This window comes from Ligilactobacillus ubinensis (assembly GCF_024160875.1).
GTDB lineage: Bacteria > Bacillota > Bacilli > Lactobacillales > Lactobacillaceae > Ligilactobacillus > Ligilactobacillus ubinensis.
In genome coordinates this window covers 38501-61753 of record NZ_JAIULA010000004.1, presented here as the reverse complement: position 1 = coordinate 61753, position 23253 = coordinate 38501, and the positions used below count along the sequence as shown (strand labels likewise).

Sequence of the window (23253 nt, the reverse complement as noted above, 5' to 3'; positions counted from 1 at the left end):
TTTTCTTTTAAAAATTGTAGTTAAAATTAGCGTATTTGGATTTTACTGGTAAGCTCTTTATTTTACTTTTGCACTGTACGTAAAGTGTAAATTCAGCATCTAAACCGGTTTATTGTGTCATTGTAATTGTTACATTAATAAAAGAATATTTTTTAGTTTAAATTAATTTTCTTGTTTTTAAAACGTTTTATTATAAAAGTATTGTAATTTTTAGGTTTTTGTTTAAAAATTTATATTTGAAAGAAAACGTTATAAACAAGTGATAGAAAGCGAATACATATAAATATATAAAAATTAGAAGATACACATAAATTCAGTGAAATATGTTATTATATAAATAGGGGGTTATCTTAATGAATTGGTTATAACAACGTAAGGAGGTATTGCTGTGAGTGAAATTAATGAAACAGAATTTATAAAAAGTTTAGCAACATTTGCTACAGGTGAAAATTTCCATCTTGATAGAACTCTTGGAATTCACAAGATTGTTAGAAATGGGAAAAAAGGCTATTTATTTAGTGTTTGGGCACCGAATGCACAGCAAGTTTCAGTTGTAGGTGATTTTAACGACTGGGAAAAACCAGGTATCTTAATGCAAAAAAGTAGTACAGGTGTCTGGTATGTTTTTACAGATTTACCTAAAATTGGCCAGTTATATAAATACAATGTAAAACAAAAAAATGGGCGTGAAATATTTAAAATTGATCCGTTTGCACATGTCTTTGAAAGAAGACCTAATGATGCAGCGGTAATAAGTGATGATGCTGTATATAAATGGAATGATGGTTTATGGCGAGGAAGGCAAAAACGCTCCAATTATTTTGAGAGACCACTTAACATTTATGAGGTACACATGAGTTCATGGAAAAAACATGCAAATGGAATACCCTTTACATTTAAAGATTTAACGCGGGAATTAGTTCCGTATTTAAAAAAGATGGGATACTCACATGTTGAGTTTATGCCATTGATGGAACATCCTTTAGGTGCTTCTTGGGGATATCAGTTAATAGGCTATTATGCACTTTCATCTTTTTTTGGAACACCCAATGACTTTAAGGACTTTGTTAATACATGTCATAAAGAAAATATTGGTGTTCTTGTAGATTGGGTCCCAGGACATTTTTGCCGCAATGATGATGCACTATCTTATTATGATGGAACAGCGACATTTGAATATGAAGATATCGATCGTGCAAATAATGTTGGTTGGGGAGCACTGAATTTTGATTTGGGAAAACCAGAAGTACAATCGTTTTTAATCTCAAGTGCATTATATTGGATTGAAACATTTCATCTTGATGGTTTAAGAGTTGATGCAGTTTCTAATATGATTTATTTAGATTATGATTTAGGGCCTTGGAAGCCTAATAGTGAAGGTGATAATCGCAATTTAGAAGGCTGGCATTTTTTGCGCAAATTTAATAGTGTTATAAAACTAAAACATCCTAAGGTAATTACAATGGCCGAAGAAAGTTCAGCTGATACAAAAGTTACTGGTGTTTTAGAAAATGGGACTTTGGGGTTTGACTATAAATGGAATATGGGCTGGATGAATGACGTTTTAAAGTTTTTTGAAATGGATCCAATTTATCGGAAGTATCATTTAAATTTATTAACTTTCTCATGGATGTATAGAATGTCAGAAAATTTTATTTTACCTCTTTCACATGATGAGGTAGTTCATGGCAAAAAGAGTTTGATGCATAAGATGTGGGGAGATCGCTATCGGCAATTTGCTCAATTACGAACACTATATACTTATCAAGCGACACATCCAGGGAAAAAATTGCTTTTTATGGGAAGTGAGTGGGGTCAGTTTCTAGAATGGAAATATGATAGCGAGCTTGAATGGTCTGATCTAGAAGATGATATGAATAATAGAATGCAGATGTTTACTAAAGCACTCAATAATTTTTATCATGAAAATCGTTCTTTATGGGAGCTAGATGACAAGGAGAATACGTTAGAAGTAATTGATGCAGATAATGCCGATGCAACTGTACTAACATTTATACGTCATGGAAAAAGAAAAAAGGATTTTCTAATTATTGCAATGAATCTAACACCTGTTGAAAGGCGTGCATTTAGAATTGGAGTGCCATATTCAGGTACATATACTGAAGTACTTAATACGGAAATGAAAGAATTTGGTGGAACTTGGACAAGGCATAATACAAACAGTGTTTCTGAGGATGTTGCTTTTAAAGAATTCACAAATTCAATTACTACAACAGTTCCAGCGCTTGGGACAATCATTTTAAAACCGAATGAGATTAATATACGTAAGGATTCTCGCAGTAATTTGATTTGAAAAATCATAGAAGAGAGGTGTGAGATGGATAATGTCCATCTGTTGTTATGAAAAATGAAATGCTTGCGATGATTTTAGCTGGTGGTCAGGGATCACGCTTGAAAAAATTAACTCAAAATATTGCTAAACCAGCTGTACCATTTGGGGGAAGATACCGGATTATTGATTTTACCTTGAGCAATTGTGTTAATTCGGGAGTACGTAACATTGGTGTTATTACACAGTACCAACCTCTGGTATTAAATAATCATATTGGAAATGGTGCAAGTTGGGGCTTAGACCGTTTAGATTCTGGAGTAACAATTTTACAACCATATTCAAGTAAAGAAGGAAGTAAATGGTTTGAGGGGACAGCACATGCGATTTATCAAAATATTGATTATATTGATAGCATAAATCCAGAATATTTATTAGTCTTGTCAGGAGATCACATCTATAAAATGGATTATGAAGATATGCTGCGAGTACATAAAGAAAAAAACGCGGCACTCACCGTTGCTGTTATTGATGTGCCCTGGGATGAGGCTAGTCGATTTGGAATTATGAATACAGATGAAAATAATCGCATCATTGAATTTGAGGAAAAACCAACTGAACCAAAAAGTAATCATGCATCCATGGGTATTTATATTTTCAATTGGTCGAGACTAAGAGAAGTTTTAATTAATGGTTTTACAAAAAATGTACCAATGGTTGATTTTGGTAAAAATGTTATCCCGGCATATATTCAAAGTGGAGATAATGTTTTTGCATACAATTTTTCAGGATACTGGAAGGATGTTGGTACGATTGACTCCTTATGGGAAGCAAATATGGAATTCATTGATGATAAAGGAGGTTTAAATATTAGAGATAAAAGCTGGCGTATATATTCAAAAAACCCAATTGCTCCACCTCAGTTTATTACGCAAACAGCTACGGTAAATGATTCAATGGTAGTCGATGGATGTTTTGTAGCGGGAAAAGTTGAACACAGTATATTGGCAGCTAATGTTCAAGTTAAAGAAGGTTCTACTATTAAAGATAGTGTTATAATGCCAGGAGCTTCAATTGGTAAAAATGTAAAGATTAGTCGGGCAATTATTGGTGAAAATGCGGTAATTGGTGCTAATGCAGAAATTGATGGGACAAAAGAAATAGCTGTAGTGGGAAACTCTGAAGTGATTGGAGTGAAAACAGATGAAGACTAATAAATTATTAAACAATAAAATGTGCGCAATTATTGGTAATGAACATGAGTATAATGGGCTGTTGCCTTTAACAAGTAATCGGCCATTATCAACTTTATATTTTGATTGTAAATATCGAATTATGGATTTTGCTTTATCGAGTGTAGTTAATGCTAATATAAAAAATGTTTTTATGATTATGAATGAAGGAAGAATAAAATCTATTTTTGACCATCTGGGTGGTGGTCGAGAATGGGGATTAGATAGTATTGGAAGTTATCAATATACGAGCTTTTATCAAGACATTTTAAGACGTAAAGCAGAAGGAAAAACATATTTTGATGATGTAATCGACTATCTTCAAAAATCAAAAGCAACATATACTGTTTTTATATCTAATAAAATTTTAGCAAACGTTGATTTACGAGCAGTTCTAAAAATTCACCAAAATCAAAAAAATGCGATAACAGCCGTTTTTAAGCGAGTGAAACGTGAAGATATTGCAAATGATGATCAAATTTTAGAGTTGAGTGAAAATGGAGCAATTACAGATACCAAGAAATTTAATGATTTATCAGATAAAGATGATATTTATAATTTGGCAATGGGCTTTTTTATTGCTAATACGGATTGGCTGATAAATGCACTTTATGTTGGTCAAAATGCAGGTGCCTCAACCAGTATCGAGGAATTTCTTATCAGTGAGTTAACAAAGGCAAAAGCCTCAGCATATGAATATACAGGTTATATGAGCAACATTTACAATATAAAGAATTATTATAAAGCGAATATGAATATGCTTGATCCAGAAAAGTTCAATTCATTACTATTTTCAAGTCAAAAGGTAATTACTAGGACCAAAAATGAAGTAGCAACGTATTTTTCAGCTACGTCAGAAATTTGTCTAAGTCAATTTGCAACTGGATGTATCATCAGAGGGAAAATTGATCATAGTTTAATCTCAAGAAGGTCACTTGTCGAAACAGGTGCGATAGTTAAGGACTCAATAATAATGGGGAGTGCTAATATTGGCGAAAATGCAATTATTAAGTATGCTATATTAGATAAAAATGTGCGTGTAGATCCTGGTGTTAAAATTGAAGGAACTACTGATAAACCGGTAGTTATTGAAAAAAACAAGCATATTACAGCTGATGTATTTGGAGGATAGAAGATGAAAATATTATTTGCAGCAGCAGAGTGTGTGCCATTTTTTAAAACTGGTGGATTAGGTGATGTGGTAGGTGCTCTACCTAAATACTTAGCTAAAAAAGAAAATGAAGTACGGGTTGTTGTGCCATACTTTACTGGTATAAAACAGGAATATAAAGAAAAAATGACCGATTTATTTAACTATACAGTACAAGTTGGTTGGAGAAAGCAATACTGTGGAATAAAAACTTTGACGTTAAATGGTCTGAAATACTATTTTATAGATAATGAATATTATTTTAATCGCCCAGAGTTATATGGTTATTATGATGATGGAGAACGATTCGCATTTTATCAAATGGCTGTGATTGAAATGATGGAACGAATTAATTTTATTCCTGATATATTACATGTTAATGATTACCATACAGCGTTTATTCCTTTTTTATTACAAGAAAAGTATCAGTGGATTAATGCATATCAAAATATAGCAACAGTATTGACAGTGCATAATCTCGAATTTCAAGGACAATACGATAAAAATGTTTTGCCAGATTTGTTTGGTATGGATACAAATCGTTATGATGATGGCACAATTCGTTTTAATGGTGCTGTAAATTTTATGAAAGCAGGTATTTTATATGCTGATAGAATAAATACAGTTAGCCCATCATATGCACAAGAAATTCAGACTCCAGATTTTGGTTGTGGACTGGATAATATTTTAAGAATGGAAAGTGGTAAACTTTCTGGAATTTTAAATGGAATTGATTATGAAACAAATAATCCTGCAATTGATAGAAATTTGAAAACGACTTTTAGTAAAGAGAATATAAGCGGAAAATTAGGTGATAAAAAAGAGCTACAAAAGATATTTAGTTTGCCAGTTCGTTCAGATGTACCAGTAATAGGTGTTGTTAGTCGATTGACCTATCAGAAGGGCTTTCAGTTGGTAGTAGCTGAACTAAATAATTTATTGCAATTTGATTTACAATTTATTTTGTTAGGAACTGGATATCCCGATTTGGAACATAGCTTTAAATATTTTAATGAACAATATCCGGATAAATGCGGAGTTAAAATTGGATTTGACATTGAATTAGCTCAGCAGATTTATGCGGGATGTGATATGTTTTTGATGCCTTCAGCGTTTGAACCATGTGGACTTTCGCAAATGATTTCTATGCGATATGGAGCTTTGCCAATTGTTCATGAAATTGGTGGCTTAAAAGATAGCGTTCAGTCTTACAATCCTATTGAAAACACAGGTACAGGGTTTGGATTTGAAGAATACTCGTCATTTTATTTGGTTGAAGCAATAAAACTAGCATTAGATGTTTATAAAAACAAGCCAGATGTATGGAAAAAATTACAATATAATGCAATGAATCAAGATTTCAGTTGGGAGACAGCTAGTGAAAATTACGAAGAATTGTATAAACAAATAGTTTAGTATCGGTTTATGAGTTTTTTAGTGATAAGTTGCTTCTGACAGGAGGTTTTATTAATGGAAATAACGAAAAAGAATTTTGTGGAGGCATTTCAAAAAAGATTAGAACAAAAATATGCACTAGATGTAAATGACGCAACAAATAACGAATTATATGATGCATTGTCTTCTGTTATTAAATCTGCGTATACAAGTATGTGGCGAAAAACATGGAAAGATTATTTACAAACAGATCAAAAGCAAGTCTACTATTTCTCAATAGAGTTTTTGCCAGGTCGTTTATTAAAGAGTAATTTACTGAACATGGGTTGGTTAGATATTGTAAATGACGGATTAAACGAATTGGGTTTAAATTTAGATGACATTGTACAAGCAGAGTCTGATATGGCACTGGGAAATGGGGGCTTAGGCCGATTAGCATCTTGTTTTATGGATTCCTTAGCATCAGAAGGATTTCCAGGTAATGGAAATGGTATTCGTTATAAGTACGGTTTATTTAAGCAATGTTTTGTGAATGGATATCAAGTAGAGTTACCAAATGAATGGCTTAAAACAGGGGTAGGCAATACTTGGGAGATAAGACGTGACAGTAAAGCTGTTATGGTTAAGATGGGTGGGCATGTTCATCTTGAACAAAAAGGTGATTATTTAGAGCCAGTTTATGATGATGCCACCATTATTCGTGCAGTGCCTTATGATGTTGGAATGGTAGGGTATGAAAATCAACATGTTAATACACTACGTCTATGGGATGCAGAAATTCCAGAGAATGAAGAGATTAAGTATCCAACAATTGAGGCTAGACGCAATATTGAAGATTTAACTTCAGTTTTATATCCAGATGATTCAAATGAAGATGGAAAGCGGTTAAGGTTACAACAAGAGTATTTTTTTGTTTCAGCTGGTGTACAAAGTATTATGCGTCACTATCTTAAGTACAAAAAAAGTCTAAATGTAATCAGTGATTATATTGCTATCCATATTAATGATACTCATCCAGCAATGTGTATTGCAGAATTTATGCGAATTCTACTTGATGAATGTCATCTTTCATGGGAGGATGCATGGAGACAGACTGTTAAAGTTATGAGTTACACAAATCATACAATTCTATCAGAAGCATTGGAAAAATGGGATGTTCAAATGCTCAATAGTGTACAGCCGCGAATTTTGCAAATTATTGCAGAAATAGATAACCGCTATGTGGCATCGTTAGCCGGTAAAGCTGATGGAGATTTCATTGAACGAACACGGATTATTGCTGGACATCAAGTGCATATGGCGCATCTTGCTATTATTGGGTCACATAGCACTAATGGAGTCGCTAAATTACATACGGAACTATTAAAAACGGATGTATTAAAAGACTTTTATACTCTATATCCAGAACGTTTCAATAATAAAACTAATGGTATTGCTGAAAGACGATGGTTACAGTTAGCAAATCCAGCACTAACTAAGGTGATTGATGAAACGATAGGAACTAAGTGGCATACTGATGTAAAGTTATTACACGAGTTAATGGAATATACTAATGACAAGTCGGTAATACAGAAAATTGGGGCTGCCAAGCATGAAAACAAAAAAATTTTGGCAGACTTAATCAAAGTAAAAACAGGAATTGAAGTATCTCCAGAAGCTATTTTTGACGTTCAAATAAAACGATTGCATGCATATAAAAGACAATTGCTTAACTTATTGCGTATTGTCAAAATATATTTGGATTTAAAAGAAAACCCAGATTTGTCAATAGTACCACGTGTCTTTATTTTCGGAGCTAAAGCAGCTCCTAGTTACCATTATGCTAAATCAATAATTAAATGTATCAATGAGGTTGCAAATCTAATAAATAATGATGTTGATATTCAAAATAAATTGAAAGTAGTCTTTTTAGAAAATTATGGAGTAACGTTAGCGGAAAAAATAATTCCTGCAGCTGATGTCAGTGAACAAATTTCAACAGCTTCAAAAGAGGCATCTGGAACAAGTAATATGAAATTAATGCTAGATGGTGCCATAACCGTTGCTACACTTGATGGTGCTAATATCGAAATTAAAGATAGAGTGGGTAATGAGAATATCTTTATCTTTGGATTAACAAAAGACGAAGTTTATAAATATTATGAAAATCATAGCTATCATAGCTCAGACTATTATAACAATAATCCTGTCATTCATAGAGTTTTAGATGCTTTTGTTGATGGAACAATTCCAAACATACAGGCAGAAGGACATGAAATCTTTGATTCATTAACATATTTAAATGATGATTATTTTGTATTGTGTGATTTTGAAGATTACTTACGTGCCCAAAGTGAAATAGATGAAATATATCGTGATCAAAGTAGATGGAATAAGATGAGTTTAATTAATACAGCTAATGGGGGCTTTTTTTCTTCAGACGATACGATTCGAAGCTATGCTAGTGATATTTGGCAAATTAAATCTATAACAAAAGCGAAGAGGGTGGATAATAATGGCAAGTATCCACTATAATTCGTGGATGGAACAGTATAAAATGCCATTTGGAGCTGCAAAAAAAGGTACAGAAATCACAATTGGTTTATTTGTGTCAATCATTGAAAATCCGCGAGTAGAGTTGTTAATTCATAAAGATGGAGAAGATAGCGAAAGCAGTTATTTACTAAATGAAAAGGAAAGTCATTTTTATCAAACTAATTTTACACCAGAAACAGAAGGACTATATTTTTATTACTTCAAAATTAGTTCACAAGATAATGGTGAACAGATAACCTATTTTTATGGAGCAGCTTACGATGGTTTTGGTGGTGAAGGTCGAATTTCAAAGCGCGATGAGTTGTTTTTGTATCAATTAACTTGTTTTGAAAAAGATTTAGTACCGTCTAAATGGTATGCTAGTGCTAATTTTTATCAAATCTTTCCAGATAGATTTTTTAATGGTAATGAAAATGAATATATTACTGGACGTAAAAAAAACAGTTTTATATATGCAACTAAAGAAGATACTCCGTATTATATTAAAGATAATACAGGTGCTGTTGTTCGTTGGGACTTTTTTGGAGGAAACTTACAAGGAATTATAAAAAAGATACCGTATTTAAAACAATTAGGTATTACAGGAGTATATTTAAATCCAATTTTTTTAGCAACGACAAATCATCGTTATGATACAAATGATTTTATGAGGATTGATCCGATGCTTGGCAATGAGAACGACTTTAAAGAACTTTTGGATAAATTGCATAGTGCAGGGATTCATATTATTTTAGATGGTGTATTTAATCATGTTGGTAAAGACAGTTTATATTTTAACGCTCGGAACCTTTACTATGATTCAAGTCAAGGTGCAGCACAAAATGTAAATAGTCCATATTATTCTTGGTTTAAGTTTTATCACTACCCAGATGAGTATGCTTCATGGTGGGGTGTGAAAGATTTACCTGAAGTAGATAAAGAAAATACTAGCTATCAACAGTATATCTATGGTGAGGATAATAGTGTGCTAGCTAAATGGACGAGCATGGGGGTAGATGGTTGGCGCTTGGATGTTGCTGATGAGTTGCCAGAGAATTTCATTAAGGGAATTAAAAACAATCTGTCCGAGTATCAAGAAGAAAAAGTATTACTTGGTGAAGTGTGGGAGGATGCTTCTAATAAAATTGCCCATGAAAAGCGACGTCATTATGTTTCAGGTAATGAATTAGACGGTGTAATGAATTATCCACAGCGAAAATGTATTTTGGATTTATTAGTTAATAATCGGCAACGTTCAATCTATGAAATAGCACGCGAATTAATGAGTTTAAGAGAAAACTATCCGCATAATTTTTATTTTAATTCATTAAATAACTTAGGTACTCATGATACAGAAAGAATATTGACAATTCTTGAAAATGACATAAGAAAACTCAAAGTAGCTTGGGATTTATTATATATGTTACCAGGAGTACCCTGTATTTATTATGGGGATGAAGTTGGAATGACAGGTGGCAAAGATCCGCTTAATAGGGGCTTTTATCCGTGGAATAAAGAAAATACGATAGTATTAAATTATGTAAAGCAATGCATAAAAAGAAGAAAGGAGACAGAGGTTTTACAGAAGGGTGATCTTATCGTAGGTGCTAGTATGTATTGTTTTTCTATCATTCGATATAATCAAGAAAGCATTGGCATTTATGTAGTGAACATTTCAGAAGAGTCTAGAAATTTAGATGAGGAAGAATTTACTTGGTATCATGATAATGATAATTTAGGTGAGTTTATTCATACTGAATTTGGCAATCAAAATTTGACACCATATGAAGGGCAGTGGCGTATTTTAAAGCGACCATAGCGCAATAATTTAGAGCCAAATATCATTAATACAGCAAATAAGCAGAGGACAAGGTTCATTATTTTTTTGAATTTTATCTCCTGCTTTTTTAATTTAATAATAAAAAACAATCAGTGTAAAGACATCTTTACAGATAATAGAAAAAATCGTTGCAATATTTACATAACCTTTACACAACCACCTAAGACCCTTTACAAAAATAACGTAACATGGGAATGGTAGAGGAAAGGATATACACTATGAAAAAGAAAATAAGGACTATATTGCTGACTTTGAGCGCAGTGCTTTTTTTGAGTGCATGTAGTAGCACAAATAAAAATAAGCAGATAACCATTGTAGGTTCGACGGCTTTACAGCCAATCGTTGAAGTCGCAGCTGAAGAGTATCAAACTACTAATGCGAAAATAAGTATTACAGTACAAGGAGGGGGTTCTGGAACTGGTTTGAGTCAAGTTCAAACGGGAGCTGTTACAATTGGAAATTCAGATATTTTTGCAAATCAGCAATCCGGGATTAAGGCAAAAAAATTAGTTGATCATAAAGTAGCTGTTGTTGGAATTGGACCAATTGTTAACAAAAAGACAGGCGTAAAAAATTTATCATTAAAGCAATTACAAGGCATTTTTACAGGTAAATATACAAATTGGAAGCAATTAGGCGGCAAAAATCAAGAAATTATTGTTATTAATCGTGCTCAAGGAAGTGGGACTCGGGCAACTTTTGAACAACATGTGTTACAAGGTAAGAATGCTATAAATACGCAGGAACAAGATTCAAGTGGAACTGTTGAAAAAATGGTTGCCAGTACACCAGGGGCAATTAGTTATGTTGCATTTTCTTACTTTAAAAAAGATGTGACAGCACTGAAAGTCGATAATATAAAACCAACAGATAAAAATGTAACAACGAATACTTGGAAAATTTGGGCATATGAGCATATGTATACAAAAGGCAAGCCTGATAAACAAACACAAAAGTTTTTGGATTATATGCTATCAGCAACTGTTCAAAACAAATTAATTAAAAAGCTTGGTTATATTTCAATTCATGATATGAAAGTGACAACTACAAAGGAAAAAGCAGAGTAAGAGGTATATATGATGGATAAGATTAAAGAAAAAATTCAAAATAACTCAAGGGAAACACGGCAAGAGTTAAGAGGAAGAATATTAACTTATTGTGCAATTGGGTTAATTTTGATTGTGGTTATTTCGATTTTTCTATTTGTTGCACTAAAAGGAATTGCAACCTTTACACAAGATAAGGCAAGTTTAAAAACATTTTTTACTGGAACTAACTGGAATCCAGGTATTTTAGGATCAGATGGTAAACCACTTGTAGGGGCATTGCCTATGATTGCTGGCTCATTTGGTGTAACTATTTTAGCAGCAATTATTGCGACACCTTTTGCTATTGGAACAGCATTATATATGACGGAAATAGCGGGAAAAAAAGGTAGAAATGTCTTGCAATCAGTTATCGAATTATTAGTTGGAATTCCATCAGTTGTGTATGGGTTTATTGGATTAACGGTGGTTGTACCGTTTGTTCGAGATCATTTTGGTGGTTCTGGATATGGTATTTTAGCAGGTTCTTTCATCTTGTTTGTCATGATTTTACCAACAGTGACATCTATGACAGTAGATGCATTGAAAGCTGTTCCTAAGCACTATAAATCAGCATCTTTAGCTTTAGGAGCAACACAGTGGCAGACAATATATAAAGTTTTATTAAAAGCTGCTATTCCTGGAATTTTAACGGCTATAATTTTTGGGATGGCACGTGCATTTGGAGAAGCTTTAGCTGTACAGATGGTCATTGGTAATGCATCACTATTACCAACAAGTTTATTGACTCCAGCTTCTACACTAACGAGTGTATTAACTATGGGAATAGGCAATACAGTAATGGGAACAACAGCAAATAATGCATTATGGTCATTAGCACTAATATTGTTATTGATGTCATTAATATTCAATATATTAGTCAGATGGATTGTTAAGAAAGGGAGAATGTAATCATGAACACAAAATTACAAAATAAAATTGCGATTACGATTATTAAAGCAATTGCAATAATGGTGGTTATTATTCTTGCTTTTTTAATTGGACGGATTCTTCTGCAAGGACTGCCACATATTTCTTGGCATTTTCTAACTTCGCCGTCACGTGCATTTACAGCAGGTGGGGGAATTGGGCCCCAGCTATTTAATTCACTGTATCTTTTGTTGTTAACACTTATTATTTCATTTCCTATTTCGTTAGGGGCGGGAATATATTTATCTGAATATGCACCTAAAAATGGAATTACAACTGTAATTAGAATGGCAATTGAAGTTTTAAGTTCACTGCCTTCGGTTGTTGTTGGTTTATTTGGTTTCTTATTATTTGTTGTTCAGTTCAAATTAGGATACTCAATTCTATCAGGTGCAATAGCATTAACATTTTTCAATTTACCGTTATTAACAAGAAATATAGAAGAATCAATTAATTCTGTTTCAAATCTACAAAGAGAAGCAGGTTTGGCATTAGGTATGTCAAAATGGAGAACTGTAAATAAAATAATTTTACCAGAAGCATTACCTGGTATAGTAACTGGTATAGTGTTAAGTGCTGGTCGAGTTTTTGGTGAAGCTGCTGCTTTAATATATACAGCAGGTCAAAGTGCAACTAACGTTAATTTTAGTAATTGGAATCCATTCAGTTCAACAAGTCCACTAAATTTGATGCGACCAGCTGAAACATTAGCAGTGCATATTTGGAAAATCAATTCAGAGGGTATCATGCCTGATGCAACAGCGGTTTCTGCAGGAGCATCTGCTGTTTTAATTATTGCTGTTTTAGTTTTTAATTTAATGGCACGTTTTTTGGGAAATTATTTGTATAAAAAAATGACATCAGCTGAAACGAAGTAGGGGTAAAATAATATGAGCATAGAACAATATGATTTAACAAAAAACTATATCCGTCCTCTAGATGCGGATAAGCATGAACTTGCAATTGAAACTAAAGATTTGCAAGTATTCTATGGAGAAAACCATGCGTTTCATGATGGAAATTTAAAATTTGAGCGATATAAAATAACTTCACTAATCGGCGCATCAGGATGTGGTAAATCCACATATTTACGTTCTTTAAATCGAATGAATGATGGTATTGGTAGAGTTACAGGCCAAATAATGTACCGGGGTTTAGATATTAATACGAAAAAGATAAATGTTTATGAAGTTCGTAAGCATATAGGGATGGTTTTTCAAAGACCAAATCCATTTTCAAAATCCATTCGTGAAAATATTATATTTGCGCTAAAAGAGGACGGACAAAAAAATAAGAAGAAACTAGACGAAATTGTTGAAAAAAGTCTACGTAGTGCAGCTTTATGGGATGAAGTAAAAGATGATCTTGATAAAAGTGCACTTGCATTATCAGGTGGACAGCAACAACGTCTATGTATTGCACGAGCAATTGCAATGGCACCTGATATTTTATTAATGGATGAACCTTGTAGTGCGTTGGATCCAATTTCTACATTGAAGATTGAGGAAACAATGATTGAATTGAAGAAAAATTATACGATTATTATTGTTACACATAATATGCAACAAGCTTCACGTGTTAGTGATTACACTGCTTTTTTCCATTTGGGTCATGTAATAGAATTTGATAAAACACGCAAAGTTTTTACTAATCCAAAGATTCAAGCAACAGATGACTATGTATCAGGTAATTTTGGTTAGGAGAAGTTAACTATGAATGAATTTATTACAACAAGGGATGTACATTTGTATTACGGATCCAAAGAAGCATTACGTGGAGTCAATTTAGATTTTCCTGATAAGGGAGTTCACGCACTTATTGGTCCTTCAGGATGTGGTAAGTCAACTTACTTACGTTGCTTAAACAGAATGAACGATTTGATTGAAAATGTAAAAATTACAGGTAGCTTTAAAATAAATGGGGAAGATATTTATGGCCCTAAGACAGATACAGTTGAACTAAGAAAAAAAGTTGGGATGGTTTTTCAACAACCTAACCCATTCCCTTTTTCAATATACGAAAATGTAACATATGGACTAAAGCTTTCCGGTATTAAAGATAAACAATTGTTGGATGAACGCGTAGAAATGAGTTTAAAACAAGCAGCTGTTTGGGATGAAGTAAAAGATGATTTAAACAAAAGTGCACTAGCTTTATCTGGTGGACAACAACAGCGTGTATGTATTGCGCGTGTTTTAGCCGTTCGACCACAGGTTATATTATTGGATGAACCAACTAGTGCACTAGATCCAGTATCAAGTAATCTAATTGAAGATATGTTGTTAACTCTTAAAGAACAATATACAATTATTATTGTTACACATAATATGCAACAAGCATCGCGTATTTCTGATACAACTTCTTTTTTCTTGAATGGTGAGCTAATTGAAACTAATGAAACGAAACATATCTTTTTAAATCCTGAAAAACAAGAAACTAATGATTATTTGAGTGGTCGTTTTGGTTAGAGAGAGGGGAAAATAAATAATGAGACGTATGTTAGAGCAACAGATTGATAATTTGAAAAAAGAATTTACAACTATGGGTTTAAACGTCGAATCAGCTATAAGAAATGCAATCCTAGCTTTTCAAGGACATGATTTGGAATTAGCGCAGGAAGTTATTGAAAATGACGAAACAATCAACGGACAAGAAACGCACTTAGAAAAGCAGTGTGCACAGGTCATCGCATTACAACAACCAGTTGCTAGCGATTTAAGGCTAATAATTTCAATGCTTAAAGCTAGTTCAGATTTAGAACGTTTAGGTGATCATGCTGTTAGTGTAGCTAAAGCAACGAAAATATTTGAAAATGAAAAACGTGATGCAGAAATTGAAAAAATTGTGATTGAAATGGCACAAAATGTTCAAAAGATGCTTGAAGAAATAATGAATGCATATGAGGTTTTAGATGATAAAAAAGCAATTGTAATTGCAAATGATGATAATCAAAATAATGAATATTTTAAACAAATTCGAAAATTATCACTTAAAGAAATTCGAACAGACGCAGATTTTGCTGAAAGTGGGATTGACTATTTGAATGTCGCTAATCATATTGAACGGATGGGTGATTATGTAACTAATCTTGCAGAATGGATAATTTATGCAACTAAAGGGAAAATTACCGAGTTGGGTAGAAATGACTTGTAAACGCTATTTTCAATTCATTCAATGAAAATATTGAAAAACCGATAAAAATGATACGTTTGGTTACAGAAATGTGTTAGAATATAAATGTACTCAGAAGAGTAATTTTAGATGTAAACTTTTTAGGAGGCTGTTTTATGTCATTCGTAAACGGTAATGAAATCTTTACTGCTGCCCGCAAAGGTCACTATGCAGTTGGTGCTTTTAACACAAACAACTTGGAATGGACACGTGCTATTCTTAAGGCTGCTCAAGAAAAGAAAACACCTGTTTTGATTCAAGTATCAATGGGTGCAGCTAAATATATGGGCGACTACAAGTTGGTTAAGACTTTAGTTGAAGAAGAAGCACGTGTAATGGGAATTACAGTTCCTGTTATTATGCACTTAGACCATGGTAACTACGAAGCTGCTAAAGAATGTATCGAAGCTGGTTATAACTCAGTAATGTTTGATGGTCATGATTTACCATTTGAAGAAAACTTAGTTAAAACAAAGGAAATTGTTGCATTAGCACATGCTAAGAACATTTCTGTTGAAGCTGAAGTTGGTTCAATTGGTGGCGAAGAAGATGGTATCATTGGTGCCGGTGAATTAGCTGATGTTGAAGAAGCTAAGCAAATTGCTGCTTTAGGTGTAGACTACCTAGCTTGTGGTATTGGTAATATCCATGGTAAGTACCCAGCAAACTGGAAGGGTTTAAACTTTGATCGTTTGAAAGAACTTGCTGATGTAATTGATACTCCACTTGTTTTACATGGTGGTTCAGGAATTCCTCAAGAACAAGTTGTTAAAGCTATCAAGATGGGTGTATCAAAGGTTAATATCAATACTGAATGTCAATTGTCATTTGCTGCAGCAACACGTAAATATGTTGAAGCAGGTAAAGACTTGGAAGGTAAGGGTTACGATCCTCGTAAATTACTTGCACCAGGTACAGATGCAATTACAGATACAGTTAAAGAAATTATTGACTGGCTTGGAACACCATCAGTTGACTAGAATTTAGTTAAGTTGATAAAAAAGAATTCAGATGTTAATCTGGATTCTTTTTTTATATCTTATTGTGTTGAGTTTCGAATAGTTTGGTGCTAATCATTTTGTAAATAACGGCCCGAATTGCAAGATGCTCTGTAAAAGTAATATCGTTCGCATCAATATCTTCAAAAGAAGTGAGCTTTTGTTGTTTTTTAATTTGAATCATTGTTTGGTTAAAGGTATTAGCAAAATAGTTATATGCATTTTCTACAGAAGTATATTCTACTGCCTCTTTAATGCTTTGGCGAATCATTTCTAGAGAATAGATATTTTTTAATAAGCTGATAACAATTAACTCTGCAATATGAGCAGCATGATATTTTTTTTTAATAGGTCTTTGCATTAAGCCCTTTTTGACATAGCTATTTATCATTGATGAAGTAATTGGTGTATCAATTAAATTATCAAGATAACGGTTACCAAGATTTACTAATTGATCCATATAGAGTTCAAAATCAGGGAATTCTGACCAAGTAGGTAGATTGGGCGTATTTAATTGTACTAACCATTTTGTAAAAGCAACTGTATCCATTATAAACTCCTATAACTATTATTAATCTTAGTATAGCATAAATACTACTTAAATAATATTTAAGAACATTATCTAGATCTTAAGTCTAGATAATGTTGATTTTCAATTTAAGGAGAGTTAAAATAGATTATAGACAAATACTGAAAGGGTGATATGATGGATAAGCATTCGCAAATAATCAATGAATTGTGGAGTGCCGTGACACATGGAATTGGGGTAATTTTAAGTGTATGGGGCTTGGTAGAACTAATATTAAAGGGTCTACATACTGGCAATGATACAGCTATTTTTTCATATTTAGTATATGGAATCTCATTGTTAGTGTTATATTGCTGTTCTATGTTATTTCATAGTCTGTATTTTACGAAAGCAAGAAGAATATTTCAGGTTTTTGACCATTGTGGCATTTTCATTTTAATTGCTGGTACTTATACACCATATTGTCTACTCGCAATCAAGGGGACATTAGGTACGGGATTATTAATATCAATCTGGATATTAGCTTTTTTTGGGATGCTATATCATATTTTAGCGCGTAAAAGAATTCAATTAATTGAAACAATAACATTTGTTGTTATGGGCTGGCTCTGTCTAGTTGGAGTCAAGGAACTTGCTACAGCACTAGGAAGTTTTGGTTTAATATTACTTGTAATAGGAGGGGTGATTTTTACATTAGGTGCTTTAGTTTATAGTATTCGAGGCGTAAAGTATGCGCATGTGTATTGGCATATATTTGTAATGTTAGGTTCGTTATCAATGTTCTTTTCAATCTACTATTTTATTCATTAAGTGTATTCATATTGTCTAATGCAAACGCTTGCTCTTTATATAAATATGTGTTACTCTATCCTTAAATTAGGTAGCTCTGAAAGGAGAAAAGCTTATGCCATCAGTTCAATTGACATCAAAGCAAGAAACCGTATTGGATAGTTTTGTGAAAGAAATTAATGTTTTAAATGCTTTAGCTGATATGAAACGTCAACAAATCATTGTCATTTTATGCAAGCATGAAAAAGAAGGCTTAACAGTAACCGAAATAACGAATCAAATGGCTATTACACAGCCAGCAGTATCACACCATCTGAAAATCTTACGTGAAGCAGGACTTGTATCTTTTCGTAAAAACGGTCTTCAGAGTGTATATTATTTGACTGTAAGTGAACCATTAACGCATCTTGAAGAAGTTGTTCATCTATTGAGGACAGAAATAGTTGAAGTATAAGGTCTATTGGAAGCTACTTAATTATATTTAGAACTACAAGAAGCTAATTGGCTACCTGTAGTCTTTTTTTGTTATACTAATAATTATATAAATAAGTTTTTTAGGGAGAAAAAATGGTACAAAAATATTACGCAGTTGCTAGAGGAAGAAAAACAGGTATTTTTAACACTTGGAAAGAATGTGAACAGTTAGTAAAGAACTATCCTAAAGCACGTTATAAAAGCTTTATTAAGATGGAAGAAGCTAAGGTTTGGTTAAAAACAATTTCAGGAGCTAAGGGTAATGAAACGATGCAAGAAAATACAGTTAGTGCGGCAAAAATAATCGTATATACGGATGGTGGTTCTCGAAATCATGGTAATGTTTTAGGACAACACGTAAAAGAAAATGATAAGGCAGCATGGGCATACTATATTATTACACCAACTATGACTTTCAAAAAAAGCGCGGGAGAATACGGCAGTACAAACAATCGAATGGAGATTATGGCATTACTGCGTGCATTGGAAACTTTATTGGAAAAACGATTACAACTAGAATCTATTCAGGTAGTAATGGATTCACGCTATGTTTTAAATTCTATTACTAAAAACTGGCTTAAAAATTGGGAACGAAATAATTGGTGTAAAGCAAATGGACAAGAGGTTTTAAATAAAGAGCTTTGGGAAAGAATTGCCCAGTTATTACCTAAATTTAAAGATCTTCGTTTTAGTTGGACTAAAGGACATGCAGTAAATGCAGGGAATAATGAAGTTGATAGATTATTAAACGAAACAATGGATAAAATGTAGTTCAAATAGCTAAAAAGAAATAAGCTTGAATTTTTACAGTTAGTAAAAATCTCAAGCTTATTTCTATAAAACCAGATAGGATTATTTTTATAGTTATCAGATGTCTGTAAAGTATTTTAAGATATCTGTTTCAGTTAATTGATGACGTGCATCACCTTTTATGTCTAGAACAATGTTACCAGCATTTAGGATGATGGTTCTATTTCCAAATTTTAACGCATCTTTTAATTGGTGCGTAATCATAATGCAAGTTAGTTTTTCTTGTGTAATAATTTTATTTGTTAGTTCTAGTAATTGTTGTGCGGTATTTGGATCAAGGGCGGCAGTATGTTCATCAAGCAATAAGATTTCAGGATGATTAATTGTAGCCATTAAAAAGCTTAATGTTTGGCGTTGCCCACCAGATAGATTTCCTGTAGGTGTGTTGAGAAGGTTGCTTAATCCGTTAGGCAGTTGCGCGGTTAGTTGCTTGAATGAAAGCATATGTTTATGCAAATTACGCAAACGCAGAGTTCTTTTTTGACCACGTTTAAAGGCTAAGAGAAGATTTTCAGCAACGGTCATACGAGGAGCTGTTCCTAGTTTAGGATCTTGAAAAACCTGTGCTATATATTTTGCTCGTTTTGATTCAGTTAAAGTTGTTAAATCTAGACCGTTTAATTTAATGGTGCCTTGATTAGGAAACAAAGATCCATTAATAACATTTAATAACGTTGATTTTCCGGCGCCATTGGTACCAAGAAGGGTTATAAAATCACCGGAATCAATATCAATATTTAGATTCTTCAAGATTTGTTTTTCTTCGTTGTTACCTGCATTTACGGTAGTTATAATATCATGTAGCTCTAAAATATGATCAGTCATGGCTGTTGAACTCCTTTCTTAATTACTTTACCTAGATTAAGCTTATTTTTTAATAATGGTAGCATTAAGCACAGTGCTAGGACAATTGCAGAAATTAATTTAAAATCGTCAGTGCTAAAACCTAGTTTAAGCACAATTAGTAGGACGAAACGATAGAGAATACTCCCGATAACAACAGCAATTAATCGAGCGATTAAAGGTAATTCACCGTATGCAACTTCGCCAATGATAATAGCTGCTAAACCAATAACGATAGTTCCAATTCCCATATTGACATCAGCATAGCCATTATTTTGAGCGATTAAACCGCCAGTTAAGCTGATAAGGCTGTTTGATATCATTAAACCTAGAATTTTCATATTATCTGTATTAATACCTAAAGAACGAGCCATTTTTTCATTATCACCTGTTGCTATAAAAGCTTGACCCAATTCTGTATTTAAGAAAACAGATAATACACATACAACTAAGATAACGACAAAAATACCTAATAGAACTGTATCAAAACCGTCAGGTAATTTTTTGAAGAAAGTGGCAGTTAGAATTGTATTTTTATTAAGTAATCCAACTGTTGCCTTACCTAAAATACGTAAGTTTATTGAATAAATACCAGTCATTACCAAAATTCCAGCTAATAAAATTGGAATTTTACCTTTAGTATAAAGTAGCCCTGTTATTAGCCCGGTTAGTAACCCAGCACATAATGAAAGTAAGGTTGCTATAAGTGGTGAAGCACCATGTACGATAGCAGCAACGCAAATACTTGCACCAAAGGGAAAGGTACCTTCTACTGTCATATCTGGGAAATTAAGAATTCTAAAGGTTAGAAAAAGACCTAAACCTAAAATTCCCCAAATTAATCCTTGACCAATTGCGGATACAATTAAACTCATTTGTAAATTTCCCCCTTAATTTTAGCTTGTTTTAATAATGATTTAGGAATAGTAATACCAAACTTTTTAGCTTGAGTAGTATTGAAAGAATAATTCCCCTTAGAAATATGGGTAATAGCTATTTGATTAGGTTTTTTACCAGAAAGAATTTCGGCAACAATTTTTCCAGTTAGTTTTCCAATATCATATTGACTTACGCTGTAAGTTGCAACAGCTCCAGACTTTACCATGGATGCAACAGAGGCAAAAACAGGAATATTAGCAGCATTGGTATTTTTCAATAATGTTTGAATACCAGAAGCAACTGTATTATCAGTAGGAACATAAACAGCTTGAACCTCACTGGACATTGTTGCAGATACTTGATCAATATCGTTGGTAGATGAGATTGTATATGTTTTAACTGTAATCCCATTATCTTCGGCTAAATGTTTGAACTCTTTATATTCAGCAGTGGATGAATCATCACTTGAAGTGTAAATCACACCAATTGTATTTAAATTTGGCATTAACTTTTTAATTAGTTGAACTTGTTTTCTTACTGGCTCTACATGCTGAGTTCCTGTGATATTACCGTTATTTTTAGGATTAGATAAGCTTTTGACTAATCCAGCACTAACAGGATCACTAATTGCCCCCATCACAATAGGAGTACTAGAAGTAACATTAGCTAATGATTGAGCAGCTGGAGTAGCTATACCGACCATGACATCAACATTTTCATTTTTAAAACGATCACTCATTGATTTAAGATTGCTTTGATCTCCCTGAGCATTTTGATAATCAATCTTTAGGTTTTTACCAACAACATATCCTTTTTCCTTTAATCCAGCGATAATACCGCGGTGAATAGAGTCAAGTGCAGGATGAGTCATTAATTGTAGAATACCAACAACTGGTGTCTTCTTAGTGTTAGTTTTGTTTTGAGTTGGATAAAAAAATGCAATACCTAAAAAGATAAATAGTGCAAAGATTGTTGCTAACAAACGTTTCATAACATTAATTCTCCCTCATTTTAAAGTATGTAAAAAAGAGCATCCCTGTGAAATCGCAGGGATGCTCTTAAAAAAGCAAAACCTGCACAATAAATCTGTGCAGGTAGTAAACAAAAAAGTTAACCAGCACAGATACGATCAAACAGGGTCGCATCTGTACTACAAAACAGAAACAACCTTCTACTGGTTTTGCCAACGAATGTTTAATTCTAAATTTTGCATATAATTCAAGTTAACTCTTCCTTTCCGTTTATAATGATTTTATTATATTCAAAAGGCAAAAAGATGTCAAGAACTAAAAATATTTACATAGTATTGTTGACATCGCTTTCTAAAAACGGTATCATAGTATCTGTAAATAAGTGTGTTACTGATTCGATCAGGCATGAACCTATTACTACTATATTGTAGGACGTCAAATTCGTGTTATGATATATATTAATAGGTTTTTTATTTTCCAATAATCAGGAGGCAGTTAATGAATGCTTTTTATTAAAAACTTCAATAATAATGCTGCACTGGTAAAGGATGACAATGATATTGAGTGGATTGTTGTTGGTAGTGGTGTTAGTTTTGGAAAGCGAAGCGGTGATTTAGTAGATGAAAGTAAAGTCGAAAGACGTTTTAAAGCTGAAGATACAGATAAACCGGCATTAACAACATTCAAAAGTTTACAAGGATTAAGCTTAGAAGCTACCTCAAAAGCCGTTAATCTAGTTGAAAAGGAATTGCTACTTAAATTTAATGATTTTCAATATCTTGCTTTAGCTGATCATATTGATTTTGCGCTTACAAGAATCCAAAATGGAATTGACTTAAATGATGGGACAGTTCGTTGGGAAGTTAGAAAGTTATTTAAAAAGGAATTCGCGGTTGCTCAAGAGGTGGTTAATTTAATTAATGGAGTCACTGGGGCAGCGTTGCCAGACAGTGAAGTTATATTGATGACTTACCATTTAGTTAATGCAGAGTCAGATGGTTCAAAACTGCAAGATACTATTAAGATTACGCGCTTAATTGCTGGCATAATAGACATTGTCCAGTACCAGTACAGATTAGTTTTAGATGTTGATTCATTTAACTATACACGTTTTGTAGGTCATTTGCGTGCATTTATGGTTCAACGATTGAGTAATTCTAATCCCAATGGTGGTGAATTAGATCCGTCACTTCTAATGTTAATGCAACAAAAGTATCCTAAGGCATATGAGACAGTTGAGAGAATTGACACATTTTTACAAAACAAGGCTGGTTGGCGTTTGCATCCTGATGATGAGGTGTATTTAACACTACATATCTGGCGTGTAACGCATAGACAGACCGAAGATTGAAT

At 33.0% G+C, this 23253-nt stretch carries 21 protein-coding genes; 17 read left to right on the top strand and 4 right to left on the bottom strand.

All coding sequences use genetic code 11. The annotated features are described in order from the left end of the window. Positions 1-397 precede the first annotated feature (397 nt). The 13 genes from glgB (at position 398) to fba (ending at position 16587) form a co-directional block, all read left to right on the top strand. Entirely contained in the window at positions 398-2314 is a 1917-nt protein-coding gene (glgB, locus tag LB941_RS03060) for a 1,4-alpha-glucan branching protein GlgB (protein WP_425270484.1), read from the top strand. Between the two features lie 47 nt (positions 2315-2361). Beyond that, positions 2362-3504: a glucose-1-phosphate adenylyltransferase gene (locus LB941_RS03055; protein WP_253359378.1), complete on the top strand. Its 1143-nt coding sequence runs from the start codon at positions 2362-2364 to the stop codon at positions 3502-3504. Next, positions 3494-4654, top strand: a complete 1161-nt coding sequence (gene glgD, locus LB941_RS03050) for a glucose-1-phosphate adenylyltransferase subunit GlgD (protein ID WP_253359377.1) — start codon at positions 3494-3496, stop codon at positions 4652-4654. The genes LB941_RS03055 and glgD overlap by 11 nt, the downstream gene beginning before the upstream one ends. A 3-nt stretch (positions 4655-4657) precedes the next feature. After that, on the top strand, positions 4658-6088 hold the full coding sequence (glgA, locus tag LB941_RS03045) for a glycogen synthase GlgA (protein ID WP_253359376.1): 1431 nt from the start codon (positions 4658-4660) through the stop codon (positions 6086-6088). Positions 6089-6142: 54 nt separating this feature from the next. Next, the gene (locus tag LB941_RS03040; RefSeq protein ID WP_253359375.1) at positions 6143-8581 is read left to right on the top strand and encodes a glycogen/starch/alpha-glucan phosphorylase; all 2439 of its coding nucleotides are present in this window, start codon (positions 6143-6145) and stop codon (positions 8579-8581) included. Beyond that, positions 8562-10400, top strand: coding sequence for a glycoside hydrolase family 13 protein (locus LB941_RS03035; protein WP_253359373.1), 1839 nt, complete (start codon positions 8562-8564; stop codon positions 10398-10400). The genes LB941_RS03040 and LB941_RS03035 overlap by 20 nt, the downstream gene beginning before the upstream one ends. Before the next feature lie 239 nt (positions 10401-10639). After that, a complete protein-coding gene (locus tag LB941_RS03030; RefSeq protein WP_253359371.1) occupies positions 10640-11488 on the top strand; it encodes a phosphate ABC transporter substrate-binding protein in 849 nt (282 codons plus the stop codon). Positions 11489-11500: 12 nt separating this feature from the next. After that, complete coding sequence (pstC, locus tag LB941_RS03025; protein ID WP_253359505.1) at positions 11501-12418, top strand: phosphate ABC transporter permease subunit PstC; 918 nt, start codon at positions 11501-11503, stop codon at positions 12416-12418. Positions 12419-12420: 2 nt separating this feature from the next. Further along, complete coding sequence (gene pstA / locus LB941_RS03020; protein ID WP_253359369.1) at positions 12421-13314, top strand: phosphate ABC transporter permease PstA; 894 nt, start codon at positions 12421-12423, stop codon at positions 13312-13314. An 18-nt stretch (positions 13315-13332) separates the two neighbouring features. Then, positions 13333-14136, top strand: a complete 804-nt coding sequence (pstB, locus tag LB941_RS03015; RefSeq protein ID WP_425270483.1) for a phosphate ABC transporter ATP-binding protein PstB — start codon at positions 13333-13335, stop codon at positions 14134-14136. A gap of 12 nt (positions 14137-14148) precedes the next feature. Then, positions 14149-14904, top strand: coding sequence for a phosphate ABC transporter ATP-binding protein PstB (gene pstB, locus LB941_RS03010; protein WP_253359365.1), 756 nt, complete (start codon positions 14149-14151; stop codon positions 14902-14904). A 19-nt stretch (positions 14905-14923) separates the two neighbouring features. Next, positions 14924-15589: a phosphate signaling complex protein PhoU gene (gene phoU, locus LB941_RS03005; RefSeq protein WP_253359363.1), complete on the top strand. Its 666-nt coding sequence runs from the start codon at positions 14924-14926 to the stop codon at positions 15587-15589. A gap of 134 nt (positions 15590-15723) precedes the next feature. Then, on the top strand, positions 15724-16587 hold the full coding sequence (gene fba, locus LB941_RS03000; RefSeq protein ID WP_253359360.1) for a class II fructose-1,6-bisphosphate aldolase: 864 nt from the start codon (positions 15724-15726) through the stop codon (positions 16585-16587). Positions 16588-16639: 52 nt separating this feature from the next. On the opposite strand, the gene LB941_RS02995 is transcribed toward fba, so the two are convergent. Then, complete coding sequence (locus tag LB941_RS02995; protein ID WP_253359358.1) at positions 16640-17155, bottom strand: DUF1836 domain-containing protein; 516 nt, start codon at positions 17153-17155, stop codon at positions 16640-16642. A gap of 156 nt (positions 17156-17311) precedes the next feature. Between LB941_RS02995 and trhA the strand changes: the two genes are divergently transcribed. The 3 genes from trhA to LB941_RS02980 all read left to right on the top strand — a co-directional run bounded on the left by trhA (position 17312) and on the right by LB941_RS02980 (position 19168). Continuing rightward, positions 17312-17944 (top strand): PAQR family membrane homeostasis protein TrhA, encoded by a 633-nt coding sequence (trhA, locus tag LB941_RS02990; RefSeq protein WP_253359504.1) that lies wholly within the window; start codon positions 17312-17314, stop codon positions 17942-17944. 94 nt (positions 17945-18038) lie between these two features. Then, the gene (locus tag LB941_RS02985) at positions 18039-18377 is read left to right on the top strand and encodes an ArsR/SmtB family transcription factor (protein WP_253359356.1); all 339 of its coding nucleotides are present in this window, start codon (positions 18039-18041) and stop codon (positions 18375-18377) included. A gap of 113 nt (positions 18378-18490) precedes the next feature. Further along, positions 18491-19168: a ribonuclease H family protein gene (locus tag LB941_RS02980; protein ID WP_253359355.1), complete on the top strand. Its 678-nt coding sequence runs from the start codon at positions 18491-18493 to the stop codon at positions 19166-19168. A gap of 96 nt (positions 19169-19264) precedes the next feature. Here the strand turns inward: LB941_RS02980 and LB941_RS02975 are convergent, their stop codons facing one another. From LB941_RS02975 to trpX, 3 genes are read right to left on the bottom strand one after another with little or no spacing between them, the layout of a single operon-like run. Then, the gene (locus LB941_RS02975) at positions 19265-20032 is read right to left on the bottom strand and encodes an ABC transporter ATP-binding protein (protein WP_253359354.1); all 768 of its coding nucleotides are present in this window, start codon (positions 20030-20032) and stop codon (positions 19265-19267) included. Then, the gene (locus tag LB941_RS02970) at positions 20029-20925 is read right to left on the bottom strand and encodes an ABC transporter permease (protein ID WP_253359353.1); all 897 of its coding nucleotides are present in this window, start codon (positions 20923-20925) and stop codon (positions 20029-20031) included. Before LB941_RS02970 ends, LB941_RS02975 begins: the two co-directional genes overlap by 4 nt. Then, a complete protein-coding gene (gene trpX / locus LB941_RS02965; protein WP_253359352.1) occupies positions 20922-21920 on the bottom strand; it encodes a tryptophan ABC transporter substrate-binding protein in 999 nt (332 codons plus the stop codon). The genes LB941_RS02970 and trpX overlap by 4 nt, the downstream gene beginning before the upstream one ends. A gap of 482 nt (positions 21921-22402) precedes the next feature. Here trpX and LB941_RS02960 point away from each other — a divergent pair, with 482 nt between their 5' ends. After that, the gene (locus tag LB941_RS02960; RefSeq protein ID WP_253359351.1) at positions 22403-23251 is read left to right on the top strand and encodes a PRD domain-containing protein; all 849 of its coding nucleotides are present in this window, start codon (positions 22403-22405) and stop codon (positions 23249-23251) included. Positions 23252-23253 lie beyond the last annotated feature (2 nt).

Coding starts and splice junctions, on each gene's coding strand:
- LB941_RS02985 (WP_253359356.1), top strand. CDS start 18,039: ATGCCATCAGTTCAATTGACATCAAAGCAAGAAACCGTATTGGATAGT.
- LB941_RS02995 (WP_253359358.1), bottom strand. CDS start 17,155: ATGGATACAGTTGCTTTTACAAAATGGTTAGTACAATTAAATACGCCC.
- LB941_RS03030 (WP_253359371.1), top strand. CDS start 10,640: ATGAAAAAGAAAATAAGGACTATATTGCTGACTTTGAGCGCAGTGCTT.
- LB941_RS02975 (WP_253359354.1), bottom strand. CDS start 20,032: ATGACTGATCATATTTTAGAGCTACATGATATTATAACTACCGTAAAT.
- glgD (WP_253359377.1), top strand. CDS start 3,494: ATGAAGACTAATAAATTATTAAACAATAAAATGTGCGCAATTATTGGT.
- trpX (WP_253359352.1), bottom strand. CDS start 21,920: ATGAAACGTTTGTTAGCAACAATCTTTGCACTATTTATCTTTTTAGGT.
- fba (WP_253359360.1), top strand. CDS start 15,724: ATGTCATTCGTAAACGGTAATGAAATCTTTACTGCTGCCCGCAAAGGT.
- trhA (WP_253359504.1), top strand. CDS start 17,312: ATGGATAAGCATTCGCAAATAATCAATGAATTGTGGAGTGCCGTGACA.
- LB941_RS03035 (WP_253359373.1), top strand. CDS start 8,562: ATGGCAAGTATCCACTATAATTCGTGGATGGAACAGTATAAAATGCCA.
- glgA (WP_253359376.1), top strand. CDS start 4,658: ATGAAAATATTATTTGCAGCAGCAGAGTGTGTGCCATTTTTTAAAACT.
- phoU (WP_253359363.1), top strand. CDS start 14,924: ATGAGACGTATGTTAGAGCAACAGATTGATAATTTGAAAAAAGAATTT.
- pstB (WP_253359365.1), top strand. CDS start 14,149: ATGAATGAATTTATTACAACAAGGGATGTACATTTGTATTACGGATCC.
- LB941_RS02970 (WP_253359353.1), bottom strand. CDS start 20,925: ATGAGTTTAATTGTATCCGCAATTGGTCAAGGATTAATTTGGGGAATT.
- LB941_RS03040 (WP_253359375.1), top strand. CDS start 6,143: ATGGAAATAACGAAAAAGAATTTTGTGGAGGCATTTCAAAAAAGATTA.
- LB941_RS02960 (WP_253359351.1), top strand. CDS start 22,403: ATGCTTTTTATTAAAAACTTCAATAATAATGCTGCACTGGTAAAGGAT.
- LB941_RS02980 (WP_253359355.1), top strand. CDS start 18,491: ATGGTACAAAAATATTACGCAGTTGCTAGAGGAAGAAAAACAGGTATT.
- pstC (WP_253359505.1), top strand. CDS start 11,501: ATGGATAAGATTAAAGAAAAAATTCAAAATAACTCAAGGGAAACACGG.
- pstA (WP_253359369.1), top strand. CDS start 12,421: ATGAACACAAAATTACAAAATAAAATTGCGATTACGATTATTAAAGCA.
- LB941_RS03055 (WP_253359378.1), top strand. CDS start 2,362: ATGAAAAATGAAATGCTTGCGATGATTTTAGCTGGTGGTCAGGGATCA.